Below are 22,314 nucleotides of genomic sequence, written 5' to 3' on the forward strand. Positions count from 1 at the left end.
AGATCGAGTACCATTGGAGCTGGAGAAATTCAGCTTTTATTATGGGAGGAGCAGATATCGTGGATAACCAAAACCAACTAAACAGCCTTATAGAACAATTAAAGAAAAACCCGCCAAAAATTATTGGCGGCTATAAAAAGCCTGGCTGGGCATTAAAGGTTCTGGACAAAATCAGCAATGATGCGGTGGAGGTTGAGCCTGATGGCCAAGTCACCGCCAAAACAATCCTGGAAGCGAATGATCAAACCTATTATCCGGCTTTCTTAACCATTGATGTTTCTAAAAAGGGCATAATTTCTGGAGCATACTTAATTTCAGAAGCTGCAGAGCAATTTGAACTGCTTCCTTTTGAAATAGCCAAGCATTTCGTTGGAAAAGCCGAAACTGACATCACTCCATTCAAGTACCGCACAATCGAAAAGGTTGATGGAGATGAGCAGCAAAAAAACTGGCCTGATTTTTCATAATACCAAACCCCGGTCTCACATGAGACCGGGGTTCTTTTTGCGTGTCTGGAGGCGCTGCTGCCCATTCACCTGCACCCTGCTATAAAAACCATTAGTTACCTGGAGGATAAACCTTCCACTTTTCTAATTGAGGTGCTTCTTTCGTGATAAGCCCTGCCGGGAATACAAACGTCCAAGGCTTGCTTGTATTCGCCTTGACTTCCAGGTCTTGAAGAGTAAAGCCTCCTCGAGCTACAATATCGCCTTCTGCATCCTCTACGACCAAAGGAATCTGTTCAAGCTTGATTGATTTCTCGCTCCCGTTGCGGATCAGCACTACGGCAGCAAGAGATCCGTCATCCTTCATGCTCGCCTCGATGCCCATGATATTCACTTCACCGGCAGCCAGCTTCGGCAGTCCTGCGACCATTGTTTCCAAATGTTCGCGCTGGGCAGGTGTCAGGCTGCTGCCCCATCTCTCATCAATATCCAGTGCATGCTCCTTTGCAGTGTTTGATTTCAGCTCAAAAGCAATCGTCCATTCTTCAGGAAGTGCTTCACCAAGCCGGTCTTCTTCGAAGAATAGGAACCGCCACGGCATGCAGGAAAAGGCTGGGATTTCCCCTATATCATCAACTTCAAACTGCTTCTTCGCAAAAGGGGTTCCTTCACTGTCCAAAAGCAGCAAATCCACCGTCTCGAACCGGATACCCCTGTCCAAGGTATTTCTCAAAAAAGCGACAACGACCAGATCCCCGTTTAATTCCTTAAGCTCAAGCCCCGTGATTGACAGCTGGTTTGGCAGTAGCGGAGCCAAATTTTGATGATGATATCTATAAACATATCTTTCAGCGGTGGACATCTCCCAATCAGGATGGAAAAACAAACTGGTGGCAGGTGTTCCGTCCTCCCTGATCGTTTCTTTTCCGTCCTGGCGTATTTCTATTTGTTCTGCCTGAATCTCCGCCAGTTCTTCGGGATACTTTGGCTTTCGTTTAAATAATCCCATCTTGGTCCTCTTCCTCTCCTGCATCTTGGACGTCAAACTCACTCTTAACAAATTCCATAAATCTGACGCTTATCCCCGCTTCGATATCCAGCATCAGCTGATTGAATTCATAAAGGGCTTCTTTTTCAAAAATGATATAAGGATCTTCCTGTCCATAGCTCCTTAGCTGGATGCCCTCTTTAATCTGGTTCATTAGGTTCAAGTGCTGGATCCAGTTCATGTCAATCTGCTGAAGCATGAACAGCCTTAACTGCTGGCCCAGCTCGGCATCCTCTTTTAATGCGATAATCATCTCTTTCAATGCATGGAACTCTTCCATTACAAGTCCTTGAACCTCCTGGGGCTCAAGGTCATTTATTTCGTGTTCTGTCCATGGAAGCTTAATGAAGATCAGCGAGAGCTCTTCAAGCATCCCTTTCTGATTCCATGCCTCTGCATCTTCCGCATAATGCTTTGATACAATATGGTTTAGATAACGTTCCATATACTCCAGCAATTCGATAAACATTTCATCCGAAGAGAGCCCAAGAATCCTGTCACGGGAGGAATAGATGATCTTGCTTTGCTCATCCATCACATTCTCCAGCTTCAACAGATGGCTCCTGGCGGAATAATGCATATTTTCTATCGTTTCCTGTACCTTTTTCACATACTTGACCGGGTCTGGGGCTATTACGAGACCCGTTTCATCTGTTTTGATTTTCTTCTCATATCTTTCTTTTTCGTCTTCATCATAATAACGGAACAAATCATCCTCAATCGAAATGATGAACTGCGAAGAACCTGGATCCCCCTGGCGGCCTGCCCGTCCGCGCAGCTGCATATCAATCCGGTTGCTTTCATGCCGCTCTGTCCCGATGATATGAAGTCCGCCGAGCTCTTTTATACCTTCACCCAACAGGATGTCGGTCCCTCGGCCCGCCATATTGGTAGCAAGCATGACCTTGCCCTTTTGTCCGGCCTGCGAAATCATGCCTGCCTCATCTTCTTCCGTTTTTGCATTAAGGATCTGGTGATTGATCTTCTCCTTAACAAGCAAATCGGAAAGTTTTTCAGATTGCTCGATGGACGTCGTTCCAATCAAAACCGGACGTCCAACTTTATTCATCTCTTTAACTTCTTCGATAATCCGCTTTACCTTTGATTGGTAATCTTTATAGACAAGGTCTTCATGATCGATTCGCATCACTGGTTTATTGGTTGGAATGGTTACGACGCGGAGGCGGTACGTCTCCCAGAATTCCTTCTTCGAAGGGGTAGCGCTCCCTGTCATGCCTCCCAAGTTTTTGTAAAGCCTGAAATAATTCTGGATTGTTACAGTCGCATGCGTTTCGTTCTCCTCAGAAATATCTACGCCTTCCTTCGCCTCAATCGCTTGATGAAGCCCTTCGCTGAAGGTACGACCTTCCATGATCCGGCCTGTAAATTGGTCGATGATAACGATTTTTCCGTCCTTAATGATGTAATCGACGTCCTTCTTCATGAGCACACTTGCACGGAGTGATTGCATAACATGATGCAGCAGCTCCTGATGCTCGGCATCATACAGGTTGTCAATGCCAAAAGCCCCCTCGATTTTGGCTGACCCTTCTTCTGTCAGGAATGTCTGCTTTGTTTCCTGATATAGGTCGTAGTCTATATCTTGCTTGAAGCCCTTGATGATTTCTGCCGTAATCATGAATAGCTCTGCACCTTCACTGGACTGGTTTGCGATGATTAGCGGCGTCTTGGCTTCATCGATAAGGATACTGTCGATTTCATCCACGATGGCATAGTGATGGCCTCTCTGCACCTTATCTTCACTTTTGTAAACCATGTTATCGCGAAGATAATCAAAACCGAACTCGGTACCTGTTCCATAAGTGATATCCGCTTCATAAGCATCCTTTTTTTCCGAAGGCTGCATCTGGGAAATATTAAGCCCAACCTTTAAACCAAGGAACTCATGAATCTGTCCCATTTGCTCTTTATCACGGCGCGCCAGATATTCGTTAGCTGTGATTACATGAACACCTTTTCCTTCAAGGGCGCGCAGATAGCTTGGCAAGGTAGCGACTAGCGTTTTTCCTTCACCGGTGTTCATCTGAGCGATGCTTCCCTCATTCAGCACAAAACCGCCGATCAGCTGGACATCATAATGCCTCATACCGATTACACGCTTGGCTGCCTCTCTGACTACCGCAAACGCATCCGCCTGGATATCCTCGAGACTGCTGCCATTTGCAAGCATGCTTCTAAATTGCTCTGTCGTTTCCCCTAGTTCTTCATCGGAATAACCTACATATTTTTCTTCTAATCTATTAACCTGTTCCACTAATTTATTTAACCTTTTTAAGTCCTTCGAACTGTCGTCAAACAGCTCTTTTACTCTAGAAATCATGGTTTTCTCTCCCATTACCATAATAATATTCTTTAGTCGAATTATATCATATTAAGTAATATTATGTTCCGATGGTAAAATTTACTGTTTTACGGCTTTTATCATATAAAAGCTTAGGTTTCAGGCGTTTAATCAATTAAATTTTTTAAAAGTATAGGAAATTGGCATGGTATCTTATATTTCACGATAGTTATATTCAGCTAGTTTTTGTAAGTCTTTGGTATGTTTTATCGCGAGGTTTTATTGTAATGCATAGGGAAATCTCCAGTGTCTGCATAACAGTACTTTTTCTCACACTGCAGTAATTTTCTTTAATCCAACTTGTCTGCGCCAGACTAATTCATATAGTTAGGAAGTCTACTTTGGGTTAAAATATTCTGTAGTTATTTAAGTGAATACCTAGATTCCCCTATGAACTGTAAGAACTCTCCAGTTGTTAGCGGTTCTATGTATTTGGTATTAAAAAGGACCAGAGACACAGTCCCTGGCCCTTTCCTTATTCATTATTGGTCTATCCTATCAATGGACACACCAGGTATGGATATTTGACCACCCATTGTGGAATCATAGGTGATTAACCCAGCGGATGTTCCCATGATCGTGATCACATCATCTTCTAACACCCTTGAATTAACAACAGCAGAGTCGAAGGAAGCAAACAGGATCGTATCATAATCACTATTAACGGCAAATCTTATTTGAGTTTCTCCATCACCTTCAATTACCTGTACAACCTTGCCACGGAACTTCACTTTTTCACCCATATATTTATCAGGAGTCCTCGCCAACTGGCTGTAGGTAATACCTGTGTTGTAACCTTGTTTTTCTTTTTCTTCTTGCTTTCGCTGTTCTTCGGCGGCTTTTCTTTCAGCCTCTTTCTTAGCAGCTTCTTCCTTCGCTTTTTCAGCGGCTAGACGTTTTTCTTCGGCGGCTTTCGCTTCAGCTTCCTTCTGTTTGCGCTCTTCTTCTTGCAATTTAAAGAATGGTTCAGCCTCTACCAATTTGTCATTCAACTTTCCATTTTCACCTTGCAGTCTTTCTATTTCATCACCGCGCTCATTTGCCTTTTCAGCGTTGTCATTTGCTTTGGCTACAACCTTATTATACTCTTCGGTTGAAGGACCCATATTCGCTCCAATAATCAGAGCAATAAATGCAGTAAGAATATATCTCCATCTTCTTTTCGCAAATCCTAAAACTTTGTTCACACCATTCATCCTTTTCTTATAAATTGATAAATAAAAAGAACCGGGTATATAGTTCCCAGTTCCAAAGTATAGCAATAATATTCTTTAATTTGGTAAGGTACTTATTACCAATGTCGTAAAACAGTAAATCCTCACGTATTTACAGGAACTCTGATAAAGGTTTTTGTTCCTGCTCATTGTAGCAGGAAAGGTTATTTTTACTTATATTCAGGAAGGGTAGCAGTGTAAACCTTCCGTGAAGCATATGCCCCTAGCTCAATTCTTATTCAGGTACTATATTTTACTTAATTATTGGTATATCGATACTTTATCTAGCTCTGTCTCGATTTGGTGCTGTTGTCGAAAATTTTTAGGAAGAATATTGCAGGATTTTAGCACTATTCCTCAGAATATATTAATTTAATGAAAATAATGACTGAATATTCATTCATTTTTTTCATTAATATATTCTATTAGGGAGGGAAGTTATGAACGGACTTTTTCAATCGGAAGGACGCGGTGGCAGAGGATTTTTAATTGCAATCATTGCTGTGTTATTGGTGCCGCTTGTATATGTGGCCATAATTCTTACTGCCAGCTGGGGTCCCTACGACAATCTGTCCAGTTTGCCTGTTGCAGTAGTCAATAATGACGAGGGCGGCATGTCGGGTGAAACGCCGATCAATGTCGGAAAAGACTTGGTGGAGAACTTGAAGAGCAATAAAACCTTAGGATGGGATTTTGTTGATTCTGAAACAGCCGCAAAAGGAATAGATGATCTCAAATACTATATGGTCATCGAAATCCCAAGCGATTTTTCTCAAAAAGTAACCACAGTTCTGGACGAAAATCCTCAAAAGCCCGAGTTGAAATATACTCAGAACGAAGGCCTGCACTTTATGGCTGCCCAGGTCACCAGCAATGCAGCTGAAAGAATCCGCAGCCAGCTTTCGACACAGGTAACTGAAACATATACAAAAACCCTTTTTGCGAGTCTCGGTGATATCGCAAAAGGATTCAAGGATGGGGCAGACGGCTCATCCAAATTGAGTGCCGGTGCAACAGAACTGCATAACGGTACTACTACGATGCTTAACTCTTTAACCGAAAAAGCAACTGATATCGATAAGCTCGCAGCCGGCACTATGGAACTTGAAAATGGAACTGGCACAATGCTTAAATCCCTTCAGGAAAAGTCGGGAGATATATCCAAGCTTGCGGATGGTTCAAAAAAGCTGGAAGCTGGATCTAGTGAGCTATTAAAATCTCTCCAGGACGGATCCGGAAAGATTGGGCAGCTTGCCGATGGAGCCAAGCAGGTTTCAGCAGGTGCTGCCGAGCTTGAAAAAGGCTCAGGCCAACTATTAGCTGGTTTACAGACGGCTAAAAGTGGAAGCGCTTCCTTAAATGGCGGACTTGCCCAATTGGCGCCAGGAAGCAAACAAGTAGCTGACGGCGCAACAGCAATCAGTGACAATTCATTACTGCTTGCTGCAGGAGCTGCACAAATAGCAGCCGGCCTGGAACGAATGGCTCAAGCCCAGCCTCAGTTAATGCTGAGTCCGGATTTCGTCAAGCTTAAGGAAGGCAGTAAATCGCTGGCACAAAATATGCAGCGGTTATCCGCAGGAGCTGAGGATCTTAAAAATGGTGCTGGCCGTGTCGCTGATGGCCTTGCACAGGCAGCTCCGGGAGCAGCCAAACTCGATGGCGGACTTAAGCAGCTCGTGGACGGCCAGGCTAAACTGAACCAGGGTGCCAAGCAATTGGCAGCAGGTTCCAAGACGCTGGCTGCCGGTAATGATACCGTCAACTCCTCATGGGGCAAGGTAACAGCTGCCGTTTCTACCATTAATGGCGGTTTGTCACAAGTAAGTGACGGAAACCAAGCCGTTAAAGAAGGCTGGGGTACTTTAACAGCGGGAACGGCAAGGCTCAATGATGGCATGAAACAGGTCAGTGCCGGGAACCAAACGGTCAAAACCGGCTGGGGCACTCTAACCGATGGAGTGAAGAAGGTTGATGGCGGAGTCGGACAAATTGAAGACGGCAGCAAGCAGTTAGCTGCCGGATTGGCAGGCGGCGCCGAAAAGACAAGTGCACTGAATACAGCTGATTCAAATGTTAAAATGTTCGCAGCACCTGTCCAAACAGCTGCGGAAGTTCAGCACAAATTTCCGATGTACCGCTACGCAAATGCGCCATATATTCTGTCTCTCGCATTATTCGTAGGCGCACTCGTCATGTCGCTATTATTTGACTTAAATCGTCCGGCAGTTACTGCTGTTACACCGATTAGATGGTATGCAGGCAAATACGGTACAATGGCAGGCCTGGCTGCAGCTCAGGGATTGCTTGTATCCTTAATCGCTGCTTTCCTGGTCAAGTCAGGTTTTACAAATGGACTGTATATGATTGGTTTATCTGTCCTGGCAAGCGTCACATTTATGACGATCATTTTCTTCCTGACTGTCCTAGCAGGCAATATCGGCCGATTTATTGCTTTTGCATTTTTGGTATTGCAGCTTTCTACAACAGGCTCGGCATTGCCGATCCACATGCTTCCCGACAACCTCCAGGCATTAAGCAACTTCTTGCCGCTTACTTATTCGATCGGGGCATACAAAGCTGTCATCACCCTTGATAACTATAGCTCTTTCTGGACAAATACAGGCACTCTGCTGATATTCCTTGCTATCGCAGCTGGATTGACTGCAGCAGTAGTCATGTTCCGTTCAAATAGGAGAATCGAACAGGCAGATGTGGCAGCATAACCGACAATATTAAGGGCCGGAGTCAATTCGGGGAAAAAGCCTTTCCAGTTTGTGCTGGAAGGGCTTTTTTTTATGAGGTCAGAATGGTAATCTTCTTATTTTTGAGAGAATTTATTACAGTCAAACATACAAGCAAGCTGTTGACTCATAAATTCGGCGTTCGCGCATAAAATTGCAATTTCGAGCATAAAGTTATAAATTTCGCATATAAATGCGAGATTTGTGAGCATAAAGTAAAGTTATACATTTCGCGCACAAATCCCTGAATATCGAGCATAACCCGCTGGCAGGTTAGTAGTAAAATAGTATTCTCAATAAATTTATAATGGTTATAACAGCTTTTTGCATGAAAAACACTTAAAATCTATCGTACAAACAAAGGAATTGGTGTCGTCGCAATGAAATTGAATAGCTAGCAACTTTCAATATTGTTACTTGCGCTTCCAACATCGATACGTTTTATATTTTTTTCTACTAAGGACCTTTCCTCCCCTAACTGATCTAATTTATCCTTTCATCTTTCTTCTACTGCTCTTCCGGTTTGAGGTTTCACCCTCCTTATACGTCACGTAATCGCATTTTGCTACACCCTGCTCCGCTAATTCTTTATAGCTTTGGCATGCCTATTAAAAAACTAAACCTTCCCACGTTACACTGGAAGGCTTTTAATGTCCATAATACAGACAAACTTAGCTCTAACAATTTGAAAAAGATTGTCGATAAAAGTAGTAATAGAAATCATAACGCATTAATGGTACAAAACATGGATCGTAAACAGCAGGCTTCTGTCCCCTGTTTCCTGGTTTCATTCGAGCCACAGAAGACACGGACAAAAAAACAAAATAGGGTGTGTAATGTGAAAAAAATAACTTTTATTATTGTGTTATCTTTGCTTATTGCCCCTCTCTTCCCTTTTAGCGAAACAAATGCAAAGGCAGCAACGGACCCGCTTTACAATTTAATCTATCAGGGCATTGTTTCCTACAAAGATTCTATTTCACTCGGAAAATATGGTACCAGCAGAGAGAAGATTTATACAACATACCAAAAGGTTCTGGATGACCATCCTGAAATATTTTTTTTAAATAATACATATAGATACAACGTTTCATCCGAATATAGCAGCGGCTATTTTTACCCCAGCTATAGTTTTCCTAAAGCACAAATTGCTACCATGAAGACAGAGCTCGACAAGAAGGTCGCATCAGTCTCCAATAACGCTAAGAAACTGAAATCCGAGCTCGACCGGGTTTTATACATACACGATTACATTGTGAATAACACGACATACGATTATGGTAATTATTTATCAGGGACCATTCCACAAAGTTCATATTCAGTATATGGTGCGCTCATTGGAAAAAAAGCGGTTTGTGATGGTTATGCGAAGGCGGCAAAGCTGCTTCTAAATAAAAGCGGAATTTGGGCAGTCAAAGTAACCGGATATGCAAATAAAGACCTTCATGCCTGGAACCAGGTTAGAGTTGATGGAAACTACTATTATATGGATATTACATGGAATGATCCGGTCTATAATGATATGAGGCCAATCCTTAGTTATAATTATTTCCTTGTGCCAGAGAGCCAGCTTTCCAGGGACCATGCTTGGAATAAAAGTGGCTTAAAAAAGGCCACCAGCATGAAATATAAGGCCCTTTATTCAGCGAAGGATTTTATCCGAAGTGGGTCCTACATTTATTATTCTAATGAAAAAGACCAACGGAAATTGTATCGGATGACATTGACAGGTTCAGGGAACAAAAAAATCTCCAACACACGAATGTACTCATTGGAGCTGCTGCGCGGTGCCCTTTATTTCAGCAATCTATCGGATTATAACCGCCTTTACAAAATGAAATTGAACGGCACTGGCCTGAAAAAGTTGACTAATGCACCTGCATATGGTCTTTACGTAAACGGCAGCTATCTTCACTATACAAACCAAAATACAAAAAAAGCAGGAAAACTGAAAGTATACTAGGGTGCTATAGCGGCACCCTTTTTATTAGTTTTATGTAAGGCATGATGCTTTAGAGTAAGATTTCACAAGAAGCCTTATTCCACACAACAAACAATGAATTATTCCGGCTTTTTTAAAATCCAACATTTAAAATGCTATTTATGTAAAGTTTCAGCAGAAAACGGATAAATTAAGAGGATTATTCATGAATTTCGGAAAAAGCCTTTATCAAGAAGATATTTTACTAACCTGCCAAGCTGGATATGCTCGATATCCCGGAGTTTATGATCGAAACTTTTAGGACCCCTTAATCCATTGGACACCGAAAATGCCTAACCCTTACACTAGGTACAAGTAAAAATAAGGGGGTGCATAAATGCCCAAAAGGAAAATTGATGTCATTGAGGATGTAAAAAAGCAATATGTCCGGATGGCGCTGGAAAGTGGAAGAATGGCCTCCATTGCCAGAAAGGCAGGAATTTCGACGAACACAATAAGAAAATGGATCAATGAATACGAGGATGAAGTCCGTGATGGCATGGAGGCTGAAGGGACTGCCGTCCTTTCAGAGAACCCTACGAAAGATGAACTGATGGAGAAGTATGAACAGGCGATGAAACTGCTTGGGGAAAAAGAACTGGAGGTTGCGATGTTAAAGAACCTGTTAAAAAAAAACAATTCCCCTAAGTAATCGTCTGGAGGAAATATACCTCTGGGCCAGCGAAGGTTTTCCAATAAAGCGTGCAGCCACCGCACTGGGAGTGAATCGATCCTTGTACTACCATCACTATAAAGAAGAAAAAAGAGACGAAGAAGGAACGGCCAGGCGTGGAAGGCCCTTCCCGAGCTTCTCTGAAACCCTGTCGGGTCATAGGATATCGGATGAAGAGATCGAGGAGTTCCTGATGGAGGCAGTCGAGGGGGAAGAAGGCATTTACGGATATAAAAAGCTGACCCACCACCTTAAGGTAAGGTATGGTCTGAAGATCAACAAAAAGAAGGTCATGCGGCTATGCAGGAAACTTGGGATCCTCTTGCCTGTACGGCATGCGCCCTCCCCTTATCCAAGAAGGCTGGCCAGGCAGCACGTGATCAACGGGCCAAATGAGCTGTGGCAGGTGGATATCAAGTATGGCTCCATCGAGGAGAGTGGCAGGTTCTTTTTCCTAGCCAGTGCCATTGATGTCTATGACCGGAGCATTGTCGGCCATTACCGAGGGTCAAGCTGCAGGGCAGAGGACATTACGGAGATGCTTAAGGAAGCACTCAAGAGCCGTAAAGTGGCGATTCCAAAGAAAGAGGATGAGTATTCCATCATCATCCGAAGCGATAATGGACCACAATTCCTGAGTAAGCATTTTGGTGAATTCTGTATGGAACAGAAGGTGTACCATGAACGGATCCCACCAAAAATCGCCCAACCTGAATGCCTATATCGAATCCTTTCACAGTATTATTGAACGGGAGTGTTACCAGCGACATGTTTTTGAGTGCTTCGAAGAAGCCTACTACTGGATCGATGACTTTATGGATTTCTATAACAACAGGAGGTATCATGGCAGCCTGAAATACCTCTCCCCTTCGGGTTACCACCAGCTTTTCATGGAGGAAGGGCCTGTTGAGGAGAGAGCAGTAAGCCTCTGATGTGCAGATTGACTCCTTCTTCACCTACCAACCAGGAAAGTGATGGAGCGAAAGTGTCAAGCGAAGTGGGCTTGACACTGCAGAGACATCATTTACAATCGGCAAAGGTGAAGCAGGAGGATAGGAAAATGAAAAAGATAGCTAAACGGAGAAATTAGTAGATCGTGTCCTAAATTAGGGGGCCAAGCCGGAAATTCCAGTTTTACGCGCGAAATCCACAACTTTATGCTCGAATTCCATATTTTATGCTCGAACTACACAATTTATGAGCGAACCGCTTGCTGGTCATACTTGAATCCAAATTAGTTACTACAAATATATAAATGCTCAGGCGTTCGAAATATTTCATCTGCACACTCCGCCCATTCGAACAACCCCTTGTTACAAACACACCTAAGCCTTAAGTCTTAACTCAAAATATAGCTACAGCTTATATTAACGATGCCTAAAAACATATACCATCAACTTATAAAAAACGAAGAGGTCGTGATTCTAAATGAAAAAGATCATCCCGATTTTCCTGGGAATCCTTCTGCTTTATTTTGTGGTAAATGGTTTGAATATCAGCTGGCTGCCATTCTCGAACAGTTCAACTGCTGAGGCTGGAGAGGATATTGGAACCATTGATATTCACATTGCAGGGGGAAGCACCGTCATCATTCCTGAAGATAGAACGGATGTAAGCGCAGAGTTAAATGGCAAGGGCAAGGCTGTTGTAAAAGAAAAAGGCGAGCGCATTGAAGTAACGGTAGAGCGCAGATGGTATGAATCGTTCCCCTTCTATAAAAAGGGTGATCTAAAGATTTACATTCCCGACGATTATACTGGGAGCATAAATCTTAAACTCGGTTCAGGAAATCTTCGCTTTTCAGGACTGTCTCCAAAAGAGCCAATGGAATTAAACAAACTCACCGTCGATGTAGGGTCCGGGAATACAAAGCTCGAAAATTTATCTGTAAATCGACTTACGGTCGACGAATCGTCAGGCAGTGTGGAAATCTCGTCTATGCGTGCAAAACACGGGACATTCGATATTAGTTCGGGCTCAACCCGGCTGGAGAATTACACCGGCGGCATCGAAGCTGAGCTCTCTTCTGGCAAATTTTCCGCCCAGCTTGATGATATCAATGAGGATATACTTCTAGATGTTAGTTCGGGCGAAGCTGTCATCGATCTTCCTGCTGATGCTGATTTCACTTTAAAAGGGGAAGCTGGTAGTGGACAGATTACCTCTAGCTTTCCTCTCAAAGGAAATGCGGGTACCGACAGCAATAAATTCGAAGGAACTTACGGCTCAGGAAAAAACCTGATTGAAGCCGAGGTTTCCAGCGGTTCCATAGATATAAGATAAAATAAAACAAGGAGGAAGCCGGTTCTTCCTCCTTTAGTAAATTTAATAGTCTGTTGACCTCATAATTTCCATATATCGTTCTGTGTTGCTTAATGGTTTAAAGCCGAATTGAGAATATAATGTATGGGCGTCATTTGTAGCCAGCATGAATCTCCTTAATTCCGAAAGCTCCGGATGCTCCACAATATTTTTCACCAGCCATTTGGACAAGCCCTGTCCGCGATGCTGCTTGAGAATAAATACATCTGCCAAATAAGCGAATGTAGCAAGGTCAGACACTACCCGTGCAAATCCAATTTGCTGAGCAGCCCCCTCTTTAGGATTTCCTATGTATATACCGAAACACACAGTGGAGTTTGTGATTGATTTTTCAATGACCGACCTGGGTCTCCCCTGAGCCCAATAAGATTCATCAGCCAAAAATTTCTCTATTACACCTATATCCAGGTATTTTTTATTGGTTGAAATATAAAATTCCCCGTTAGTCAATAATAGCTCTTCCATATGGTTCTCCCCTTTCCTACATGTTTGTTCTATTTTACTTTTCAGCATAAATTGTATCAATAAAAATCATATCCCGTTCATTTTTCAATAGTAACAAAAACAGCTACAATGAGAACAGAAATATCTTAGAAATCGGAAAGGACGAGAAGTTATATGGGAGGAAAAACAGCCCTCATTGCGGGGTCGACTGGGCTTGTTGGCAGGGAATTGCTTTCTATTCTTTTACATGCCAAAGAGTATGATAAAGTGATCTCTTTGGTGCGAAGCCCCCAGGGCATTAACCATTCTAAACTGGTTGAGAAGGTAGTCGATTTTGATCATCTTCACGCAGTGCAAGAGAGCTTTAAAGCAGATGATATATTTTGCTGTTTAGGGACGACCATTAAGAAAGCAAGGACACAAGAAGCCATGGCAAAGGTGGATGTTGACTATCCGCTTTCCATGGCACGGCTCGGAAAACAGGAAGGTGCAAAGCAGTTTGTCATCATCAGCTCCATGAGCGCAAATCCTAATTCCTCCATCTGGTATTCGAGAATGAAAGGAAACTTGGAGGAACAGCTCACGCAGATAGACATTCCGGCTCTCCAGATTGTACGTCCCTCTCTATTATTAGGAGACAGAAAGGAATTCAGGCTCGGGGAATCGGTGGCAGGCCGGCTGTTTCCGCTTTTATCGTTTGCCTTCTTCGGACCATTGCGGAAATATCGGGCGATTCAGGCTAAGACGGTGGCTCAGGCTATGTACCATATCGCACAGCAGGGGAGGCCCGGAGTGAACATCTATTTGTCGGACCGAATTGAAGATGCATCGAAGCAGAAAAACCTTTAGTACTATGCAACTAAAGGTTTTTCCTGTTTCTATCTATATATATTTTTGGAGGAACTGTACCATTGTCTTATATACGGTAATGGCATTTTCTGTTTTGGAAAAGCCATGGCCTTCATCCTCAAGAACCAGATATTCAATGTCCTGGCCCTGCTGTTTCATTGCCTCTACAATGACATCCGATTCCACTTTCACTACCCTTGGATCATTGGATCCCTGTATGACGAGCATGGGCTTGGTCATCTGGTCGATATAAGTCATTGGCGAATCCTCAATCAGTTTATCCCGATCAGCTACTGCGTCACCAATCGATTCAGCGTCCGCAGCCTTCCAATGCTCAGGCGCCGTTTCCAATGTTGTAAAAAGGTTGCTCGGACCGAATAAATCCACGAATGCTTTAAATCTGTCGGCATGCCTTCCGTGAAGAAGAAGCGTCATATAGCCGCCATAGCTCCCTCCGACACAGAACCACTTGTCGCTTGAGGATTTCCCCTGCTTATCGAGCCACTCCATCCCGGTGATGATGTCGAGCCTTGGGCCTCCTCCCCAATCCTTGTTCACCAGCTTCATGAAGCTTTCTCCATAACTGGTGCTGCCTCGGAAGTTCGGCGTAAATACACGGAAGCCCTGTGTGCATAAATACTGGATCACCGCTTTGAAAGATTTCCTTTCCGCCCACTGGGGACCCCCGTGCGGCCATAGCACAGTATAGCCATTATCAAGCTCTTCCTTCGGCTGATAATACAGGGCTTCAATCTCCAGCCCGTCGAAGCTTGGATAACGCAATACCTCCGGCTCTGAAAGCTCTTCCCTGCCCCTGCCGATAATCTTATGTTCGGTGATTTGCTCCCATGCCTCTAAGTCTGCGCTTCTATATATATTGGCAGGTGCAGTACTGGATTTTCCCAGAACAAATATCGTCCCTTTTTTTCCTGCTACGATGCTGTCCACAATGTCGACCGGGATTTCCAGCCTTGATGCCTGCCTCGTTTCAAGGTCATATACATATAGATGGTCTTCCACGCCCCGCTGAGCAACAAAAAATGCACGATTTCTCTCCTTATCCAAAGTTAAATTGACAAATTCATAGCCTTCAACTTCGGTCAATTTTCCAAATGAACGATCTGCCACATTAAAGGTTGCAAGATAGGTAAATTCGCTCTCGAAATTAGTCAGTACGAGAACTTCTTTGTCATTCAGATATTCAACTTGGCTTACACGGTGAGGAGTATCCTGTGATGGGGTCACCGGTATATGCTCTCCCTGTTGGGAAATATAGCCGAATACACTGGTATTTCCTACAGCTCTTGAGAAGGCAAACGAGCTTTCATCAGGGCTGACAGAGTATAAATAGCTTGGCCCTTCTTCCCCTTTGAAAAGAAGTTCCTTTTCACCGCTTTCAAGACGCAGCTTGTGTAGGTTCAAAAAGCTCGGGTTCCCTGCGCTCGTTATGTAATAAAGCGTTTCTCCATCCTTCGACAGGTCCCCATAATAGAATTTTTCACCTTTTTCCTGAAGGACAGGCGTTGTTTCACCGCCATGCATCGGAATGGCATAAATATGATAATCCTCGTCCCCGTCACGATCGAAGCCCGTTAATATAAACCTTCCTTTTGGGTCGTACTTTACAAAGGAATGCATTTGGTTTGCTGTTGTCATCTGGTAAGGATAGCCCTTATCCAGCTTCATGGCCCAAAGATTATAATAGCCATTCAGGTTCGTGGAATAAATCAGCTCGGTTTCATCCGGACTGACATCAAAGCCAGCTATATTCAGGGTTTGAAAAAAGCTTTCCACACCCGGTTTATTGAATGTAAACATGTATGCCCCCTATATCTTTATACAAGTATAATTTTATTTCTTGTCTGCTCTATATTCTGCATCCTATGTGAAAAACCCTTTTATTCGTTAAAAAACCCTGCAAAGTCTTCGGATATCTTAAAATGTCCATGTAGCACGGCCTTGTTTTTATTTTCGTGCTTTTTTCAAGGTCGAGTAATAATCGGATGAAACTTGGATTGTTCATCGAATTGCAATAATAAAACCCGAATCGAACCTTATCGGAGTGCGTTAATCGGGCTATGGTTTATTTTTAATGGGAATTCACATATGCACCATGATTTTTATACTTTTTTCAATAAAGAGCGGTCGATTTCCTTAATGGACTTCTTGCCTGCTAATGCCATTGTCAAATCAAGGTCGGCGAGGATATTCCTTAAAACCTGCTTCACTCCGTCTTCCCCAGCCAATGCCAATCCATAAATATATGGCCTGCCGATTAAGACAGCCTTCGCTCCCAAAGCAAGCGCTTTCACAATATCCGCTCCTCGTCGGATTCCGCTGTCCATTAAGACCGGAATTTCATCTCCTACTGCCTCGCAAATTTCTGGCAATGCATCCAATGCAGCAATAGCGCCGTCCACCTGCCTTCCGCCGTGATTGCTTACGATAATGCCATCTGCACCATGTGCCAGCGCAAGCCTTGCATCTTCAGGATGAAGTATCCCCTTCAATAAAATAGGCAGTGAAGTATGCATGCGAATGTATTCAAGGTCTTTCCATGTCAGTGTCGGGTTTCCAAACACCTGTGACCATAACATAATGGCGGATTGCATATCTTCACTTGGCGGGCGATTCAACCGTGAACAAAACACCGGGTCTTCGAGATAATTTCCAATTCCCTGGCCCATTAAAAAAGGAAGGTAGGCATGTTCAATATCCTTTTCCCTCCATGCCATCATCGGAGTATCCAGGGTGATTACAATAGCCCCATATCCTGCGCTCTCAGCCCTTTTTACCATGCTCGCAGCTATTTCACGATCCTTGCTCCAATATAATTGGAACCATTTTGCGCCGTCACCTGCTTCGGCTACCTTTTCCAGGCTATGCGTGGAAGCTGTGCTCGAAATGAATGGAACCCCTGCTGCGGCAGCCGCCCGCGCGGAAGCCAATTCTCCCTCAGGATGGACAATGGACTGTACACCGACAGGAGCACACAGTATTGGAAACGCATGTTTTTGCCCAAATAGCTCTACACTCAAATCCCGTTCGTCCGTATCACAAAACATCCTGGGTACAATCTTCCACTTATAAAACGCTTCCCTGTTCGCCCGCGCTGTTTCCTCAGCACCCGCAGAGGCAGCTACATAATAATATGGTCCATCTTCCAGCTTTTCCTTTGCTTTTCTTTCCAGCTCTTCGTAGGTTACCGGCACCACATTTTTCTCTAGATTTTGATAGACTTTCAGTTGCACTGTATTTCCATAATTCATGTCTTTCTCCTCCTTCATTCCAATGATCAAAAGATCTTGCCCTATATTATTTTACCATTAGCATCCAATTGTTGTGGGAATATTTAGTTAACTTTCGACATCCTGTAATTGGTTTATGACAATTGGCCTTAAGTATAAAACCTATTGCATAGAAAAATCACAGGCAAAAAAAGTGAAGGAACTTAGAAATTCAAAAAGAAATACTCATGACAAAAACCGGACCATAAAAAAATAGACTCAAAACGAGTCTGCGGCATGCTTATCCTTTTAACAGAAATTGATTCCCATCTTCATCTACGAACTGGACAAAGGTACCCCACTCCATTTTATTAGGTTCACCAAGCATTTCTACACCGTTTTCCTTCAGTCTTTCATATGTAGCCAAAATATCATCGCATTCAAAAACAATGGAAGCTTTCATGTTTTCATGGCCCTTCATCATTGATTTTGGATAGATGACCAGATGTGAATCTGCACCCTGTGGCGCTACCTCCAGCCAGAAAGCATTCGGTCCCATTTGATGTTCTGCAGCCACTTTGAAGCCAACCTTCTCCGTCCAGAATTTCTTTGCCTTTTTCTGATCTTCCACATATACCGCTACGGTCGCTATTCTCTTGATCATGGCCTTTCCTCCTTAAACAACTATTATTTTGCTACTGGAATTATACCTAATGCAAATTTACTTATCCAGATAACTTTAAATAAAACCGAATTATATTTAATACTGTGTTTTGATCCGCCCTTGCATTGATTACAAACATGTATAGAAGGAGGAGCTAAAATAAAAAAAGCTGCGCTTGCAGCTTTTTTGAACATTAGTACCCTATAAAAGAAGCGCCAATGATGATCAAAAGAATAAAAAGAACAACGATAAGCGCAAAACCGCCGCCGTAGCCATATCCAGCCATTTGTTTCACTCCTTTTCTTCATTTAAGAAGGGATCTTAAATGATTTATTCCTTACATACTATGTAGATTGGTCCCCGAAGGAAAGCCTGTTTTTTGGTGGGAGTTGTCACATGCACTTGTCTCGGCAAGCAAGCGAAAAATATGGCATCCATAACAGACGGGCTTTTTATTGCCAGGCATAAAACGCGACGTGCGAAGATGCAACAAAAAATTCAAAGTCTCTGACGAATTTTGCAGGTTTTAGCGGCTAATTAGCGAAATTAAGAAATAGTCTAAATTACCTATACGTGCTAGGAGGCTCCCATTACATGCTGGAGGACATCAATCAGCTTTTCAACCAGATTCTTATTGTCCTTGCCCTTATACATATTTATCATTTGTTTTTTCATGAGAACAGAACAAAAAGAAAAAAGATTACATCAAAATTGACCTTCATTCTGCTAATCATGCTATTGCTTATCATGACCATCCCTCTTATCTATAGGGATGGCTATCTATATGACTTGAGGATGATTCCCATCATCCTTGCCTTTTTTTACTGCGGTTTTCATTCAGGCTTGCTTATTTTCGGTGTTATGTTACTTTACCGCTTCTACCTGGGAGGCCTTGGCTTTTATGTTACACTGATCACATATTCTTTTATTGTGATCATTATATTATTCTTGGCCAACCGATTTGAAAAGTTGGCACTTAAGCGTAAACTTATTGGAGTTTCCTGTCTTTATTGGTTGTACTCGGTCACAAAAGCGATCACCCTGTGCTCAGCCCAGGAGAAAGCGCAGCTTCCTTTCATGGTTTTATTTTCTGTCATCACTTGGGCCGTACTGATTACAGTCTTATTGGTCATAGAAAATGTGAATGAGCAGGTCATGATACGTGATGAGCTGCAGAGGGCAGATAAATTGAACGTTATCAGCCAGCTTGCCGCGTCAGTTGCTCACGAGGTCCGCAATCCTATGACATCAGTCCGCGGATTCCTTCAACTTATAAGCAAGGATGAGAATCTGCATGCTTCCCAAAGAGACTACATCAGGATTGCCCTTGATGAATTGTCGCATGCACAGTCCATTATCAACGATTACCTGTCATTGGCTAAACCCAATACCGGAAAATTAAGGCTCCTAAACCTATCAGAGGAAATCCAAAACATAACTGATTTGATGACCTCATATTCCAACATCCAGAATATCTCCATTTACTCCTCGATTCAGGAGGGCTTATTTATTAAGGGCAATAAAGATGAAATCAAACAGGTTTTGGTCAATATCATGAAGAATGGGATCGAAGCTATGGAAACAGGCGGGTCCATTAATATTAGAGCATATTCAGCTGCAGAATCAGTTTTCATTGAAATAAAAGACAACGGAAAAGGGATGACAAAAGATCAGCTCAAACTGCTGGGAACCCCTTTTTACTCCACAAAAGAGAAAGGTACAGGGGTAGGGCTGACAATCTCATATCAGATTATCGAATCAATGAAGGGGATAATCACAGTAGAAAGTAATGTAGGACAAGGTACTAAATTTACAATTAAATTACCCCAAGTTGTGAAATAATTCCTTTATAAAGCAGCCTCTTTTTTAAAAAAAGGGGCTGTGTTTGAACTTGAAAAAGTTTTGTCGATTGCAGGTTTTACAAATTGTTTAATGGGTAAATATAATTTGGCGTATTGTTTGCATGCTGTACCAGGCAAGTAGCAGAAGGTTTTCGCTGAACCGAACCTGATTAATTACGTAGTGCATCGATGAATTCATGTTTCAATCTATTCATTCTTTTTTCTCGCTGGCTTTCCAAAGTTTTCTCTAAAAGTTATATTTCCAGATTATAACATTTAACGATGATTGCAGGAGTAAAGATACGATCTGGCGAATTGGCTGAAATATGGAACCGAAACACAAAAAACCACCTTAGGAGAGTTACCAATGAGTAAGATAGTAGCCATGATCATAAGTCTGCTGACTGCCATCGCCATGTTTTTAGCGGCCTAATTATGTTATTGCCGAAGCTGACTTCATCTTTATATACTATATGGATTTCCGATGAGCGACTATTCCCTTACATAATTCTACAATTTCCGAGGAAATAACTGCTTGCTTTAACTTGCCCTGAAAAATAGGCTGACATTGCGGCCTGCCATTTACTGATTCCCTCATATGAACCTTCCGTAAGTTAATCCCCCTCTTTTTCATCACTAAATTATAAATAAAAGCCTCCCTAAATAATGGTATAATACTTCCATCAATATCTATTTTAAAAGGTGGCGTTGTCATGAAACGGCTTTTGCCTCACATCTATATTGAAAATTGCAAGGAAGCATTGGATTATTATCAGCAAATATTCGGAGGGGAAATTAAAAATACACAGCTTTCTGACCATGTGGAAGGCTTCGAAGGACAGGAAGGGAAATACATACATGCCGAGCTGCATATTAATGAACACTGTACTATTTTTTTCGCCGATGTGTTTAGGCCTCTTACCAGCGGTACAAACATCTGGCTGATGATTGATTTGGAGTCCGCTGAAGAAATTGAATCTGCCTATTCCCTGTTATCAAAGGATGGACAAATCCAGATGGAACTTCAAAACACATTCTGGAATTCTACATACGCAGTTGTAAAGGACAAGTATGGAATCACATGGGAATTGAATTTTTCCAATCTGCCACCTTCTAAAGAATGATCGACGACCAAAACCGCAAATATAACTTCCAGCCTTATGCTGAGTTATTAAAATGAAAGATCCTTAAGCGGATTTACGATTCATGTCTATGAAGAGTGGAGAAAGCTTAGAGATAAAGCCAAAAAGCCATTGCCTCTGCATTGGCTTTTTTTCATTAAAGTGGAGGACACGATCCTGCAACTTTTGTCTTATAAAAAAACATTATTTTACCAGTATAATAGAAATTCCGCCTATGCTACGATATTTACAGGAATTGTCTTCCTTTTATTTAAAATAAAAACAGATAAGGAGAAATTAATCAATATGATCACTAAAAAAGCAATTGCAGCTTCCGTTCTGGCCACATCGCTGTTATTTTCAGGAGCAGCCGTTTCACCGGCCATCCCTTCCGTTTCCGCTGCAACTCAAATATCAAAATACCAATCTGAATTGAATACGTTTGCAACGCACTACGCTAAAATTCTGCATACTTTGGATGGATATACAAAGAAATTGGAACAGGCAAAAACAGAACAGGAACTAGCAAAGATTTACGATCAATATCTGACTTATTTTGATAGAGCTTTAGAGGATGATGCTGTCATTGCAAAGCTTAATCCTGAGATTCAAGGAATGGATGCTTACATTTATGACAGCCTGGTGGAAATGTTTAATCTAGAAGTGGATTATGTGAATGGCGATTTGACCGACGCACAATTCGAAAAAGCATACAATACTATGCTGAAATTTGTGGATGCACAGGATGCCAAATTCAAGAAGGCAGCTGCTGCATATAAGGCCAAGCATAAAGTCACATTCAGCCGTGATATGCTTTACCTTCTGGACCAGGAGCCGGAAGCACCTGCCAGTACAGCAACATATACTGTGAAAAAAGGAGATAATCTCTACCGCATTTCCAAAAAGTATAACACAACAGTTGCGGAACTTAAGAAACTCAATAACCTTAAGAGCGACTCCCTGAAAGTCGGACAGGTATTGAAAGTTTCTGCTGCAGCAGGAACGGCCGTCCCTTCTACCTACAAAGTGAAAAAAGGCGACACTCTTTACAGCATAGCCAAAAAGGCAAAATTGAGTGTTTCGGACCTCAAGAAATTGAATAATTTGAAGAGCGACCGCATCAATATTGGGCAGGTTTTGAAGTTAAAGAAATAAGTGGATGAAACATAAGCAGCGGGGCGATCCTTGCTGCTTTTTTGTTGTCGGTATACCTTGAAAGTAGTATGACCTTTAGTAAAAGCGATGAAGATGATATTCTTCTAGTAATCCAACTCATTTCTATTCTTCATAAGGGTTGTAAAGTACATCAAAAAGACTTTAGTCAGCATTCCCCAGTGATGACACATACCCCAGTTGATTGATGCTTGTGCTCTTATAT

The 22,314-nt window shown here is 42.5% G+C and carries 20 protein-coding genes; 12 read left to right on the forward strand and 8 right to left on the reverse strand.

From position 1 onward, the window contains the following. The first annotated feature begins 41 nt into the window (after positions 1-41). Positions 42-467, forward strand: a complete 426-nt coding sequence (locus V1500_RS22985) for a hypothetical protein (RefSeq protein ID WP_409302946.1) — start codon at positions 42-44, stop codon at positions 465-467. A 91-nt stretch (positions 468-558) separates the two neighbouring features. On the opposite strand, the gene V1500_RS22990 is transcribed toward V1500_RS22985, so the two are convergent. The 3 genes from V1500_RS22990 to V1500_RS23000 form a co-directional block, all read right to left on the reverse strand. Then, positions 559-1,455 (reverse strand): accessory Sec system S-layer assembly protein, encoded by an 897-nt coding sequence (locus V1500_RS22990; RefSeq protein WP_409302948.1) that lies wholly within the window; start codon positions 1,453-1,455, stop codon positions 559-561. Next, complete coding sequence (gene secA2 / locus V1500_RS22995; protein ID WP_409302949.1) at positions 1,442-3,835, reverse strand: accessory Sec system translocase SecA2; 2,394 nt, start codon at positions 3,833-3,835, stop codon at positions 1,442-1,444. The genes V1500_RS22990 and secA2 overlap by 14 nt, the downstream gene beginning before the upstream one ends. Positions 3,836-4,338: 503 nt before the next feature. Next, the gene (locus V1500_RS23000; protein ID WP_409302951.1) at positions 4,339-5,043 is read right to left on the reverse strand and encodes a toxin regulator; all 705 of its coding nucleotides are present in this window, start codon (positions 5,041-5,043) and stop codon (positions 4,339-4,341) included. 467 nt (positions 5,044-5,510) lie between these two features. Here V1500_RS23000 and V1500_RS23005 point away from each other — a divergent pair, with 467 nt between their 5' ends. From V1500_RS23005 to V1500_RS23035, 7 genes are all read left to right on the forward strand, one after another. Further along, a complete protein-coding gene (locus V1500_RS23005) occupies positions 5,511-7,796 on the forward strand; it encodes a YhgE/Pip family protein (RefSeq protein WP_409302953.1) in 2,286 nt (761 codons plus the stop codon). Between the two features lie 856 nt (positions 7,797-8,652). After that, positions 8,653-9,777, forward strand: coding sequence for a DUF5050 domain-containing protein (locus tag V1500_RS23010; RefSeq protein WP_409302955.1), 1,125 nt, complete (start codon positions 8,653-8,655; stop codon positions 9,775-9,777). 355 nt (positions 9,778-10,132) lie between these two features. After that, positions 10,133-10,447, forward strand: a complete 315-nt coding sequence (locus tag V1500_RS23015) for a transposase (protein WP_409302957.1) — start codon at positions 10,133-10,135, stop codon at positions 10,445-10,447. Positions 10,448-10,529: 82 nt separating this feature from the next. Then, complete coding sequence (locus V1500_RS23020; RefSeq protein WP_409302959.1) at positions 10,530-11,216, forward strand: transposase; 687 nt, start codon at positions 10,530-10,532, stop codon at positions 11,214-11,216. Further along, a complete protein-coding gene (locus V1500_RS23025; RefSeq protein ID WP_409302961.1) occupies positions 11,149-11,400 on the forward strand; it encodes an integrase core domain-containing protein in 252 nt (83 codons plus the stop codon). Before V1500_RS23020 ends, V1500_RS23025 begins: the two co-directional genes overlap by 68 nt. Beyond that, positions 11,400-11,558 (forward strand): hypothetical protein, encoded by a 159-nt coding sequence (locus tag V1500_RS23030; RefSeq protein WP_409302963.1) that lies wholly within the window; start codon positions 11,400-11,402, stop codon positions 11,556-11,558. Before V1500_RS23025 ends, V1500_RS23030 begins: the two co-directional genes overlap by 1 nt. A 338-nt stretch (positions 11,559-11,896) precedes the next feature. Beyond that, positions 11,897-12,751 (forward strand): DUF4097 family beta strand repeat-containing protein, encoded by an 855-nt coding sequence (locus V1500_RS23035; protein WP_409302965.1) that lies wholly within the window; start codon positions 11,897-11,899, stop codon positions 12,749-12,751. A 42-nt stretch (positions 12,752-12,793) separates the two neighbouring features. On the opposite strand, the gene V1500_RS23040 is transcribed toward V1500_RS23035, so the two are convergent. Further along, positions 12,794-13,255 (reverse strand): GNAT family N-acetyltransferase, encoded by a 462-nt coding sequence (locus V1500_RS23040; RefSeq protein WP_409302967.1) that lies wholly within the window; start codon positions 13,253-13,255, stop codon positions 12,794-12,796. Between the two features lie 153 nt (positions 13,256-13,408). On the opposite strand from V1500_RS23040, the gene V1500_RS23045 reads away from it, so the two are divergent. Next, a complete protein-coding gene (locus V1500_RS23045) occupies positions 13,409-14,083 on the forward strand; it encodes an NAD(P)H-binding protein (RefSeq protein WP_409302969.1) in 675 nt (224 codons plus the stop codon). Positions 14,084-14,116: 33 nt separating this feature from the next. Here V1500_RS23045 and V1500_RS23050 read toward each other — a convergent pair whose 3' ends face one another. The 4 genes from V1500_RS23050 to V1500_RS23065 all read right to left on the reverse strand — a co-directional run bounded on the left by V1500_RS23050 (position 14,117) and on the right by V1500_RS23065 (position 18,260). Continuing rightward, entirely contained in the window at positions 14,117-15,901 is a 1,785-nt protein-coding gene (locus tag V1500_RS23050; RefSeq protein ID WP_409302970.1) for a S9 family peptidase, read from the reverse strand. 302 nt (positions 15,902-16,203) lie between these two features. Continuing rightward, a complete protein-coding gene (locus V1500_RS23055; RefSeq protein ID WP_409302972.1) occupies positions 16,204-17,352 on the reverse strand; it encodes a lactate 2-monooxygenase in 1,149 nt (382 codons plus the stop codon). Positions 17,353-17,611: 259 nt separating this feature from the next. Next, positions 17,612-17,974 (reverse strand): VOC family protein, encoded by a 363-nt coding sequence (locus V1500_RS23060; protein WP_409302974.1) that lies wholly within the window; start codon positions 17,972-17,974, stop codon positions 17,612-17,614. A 193-nt stretch (positions 17,975-18,167) separates the two neighbouring features. Beyond that, positions 18,168-18,260 carry a YjcZ family sporulation protein gene (locus V1500_RS23065; RefSeq protein WP_409302976.1) on the reverse strand — a complete coding sequence of 31 codons (93 nt, stop codon included), beginning with the start codon at positions 18,258-18,260 and terminating at the stop codon, positions 18,168-18,170. A gap of 308 nt (positions 18,261-18,568) precedes the next feature. Between V1500_RS23065 and V1500_RS23070 the strand changes: the two genes are divergently transcribed. From V1500_RS23070 to V1500_RS23080, 3 genes are all read left to right on the forward strand, one after another. Next, positions 18,569-19,816 (forward strand): ATP-binding protein, encoded by a 1,248-nt coding sequence (locus tag V1500_RS23070; protein ID WP_409302978.1) that lies wholly within the window; start codon positions 18,569-18,571, stop codon positions 19,814-19,816. A 712-nt stretch (positions 19,817-20,528) separates the two neighbouring features. Next, positions 20,529-20,939: a VOC family protein gene (locus V1500_RS23075; RefSeq protein ID WP_409302980.1), complete on the forward strand. Its 411-nt coding sequence runs from the start codon at positions 20,529-20,531 to the stop codon at positions 20,937-20,939. Positions 20,940-21,242: 303 nt separating this feature from the next. Beyond that, entirely contained in the window at positions 21,243-22,091 is an 849-nt protein-coding gene (locus tag V1500_RS23080; RefSeq protein WP_409302982.1) for a LysM peptidoglycan-binding domain-containing protein, read from the forward strand. The last annotated feature ends 223 nt before the right edge of the window (positions 22,092-22,314 follow it).

The sequence above is a fragment of the Peribacillus sedimenti genome (genome assembly GCF_046237635.1).
Classification (GTDB): domain Bacteria; phylum Bacillota; class Bacilli; order Bacillales; family DSM-1321; genus Peribacillus; species Peribacillus sedimenti.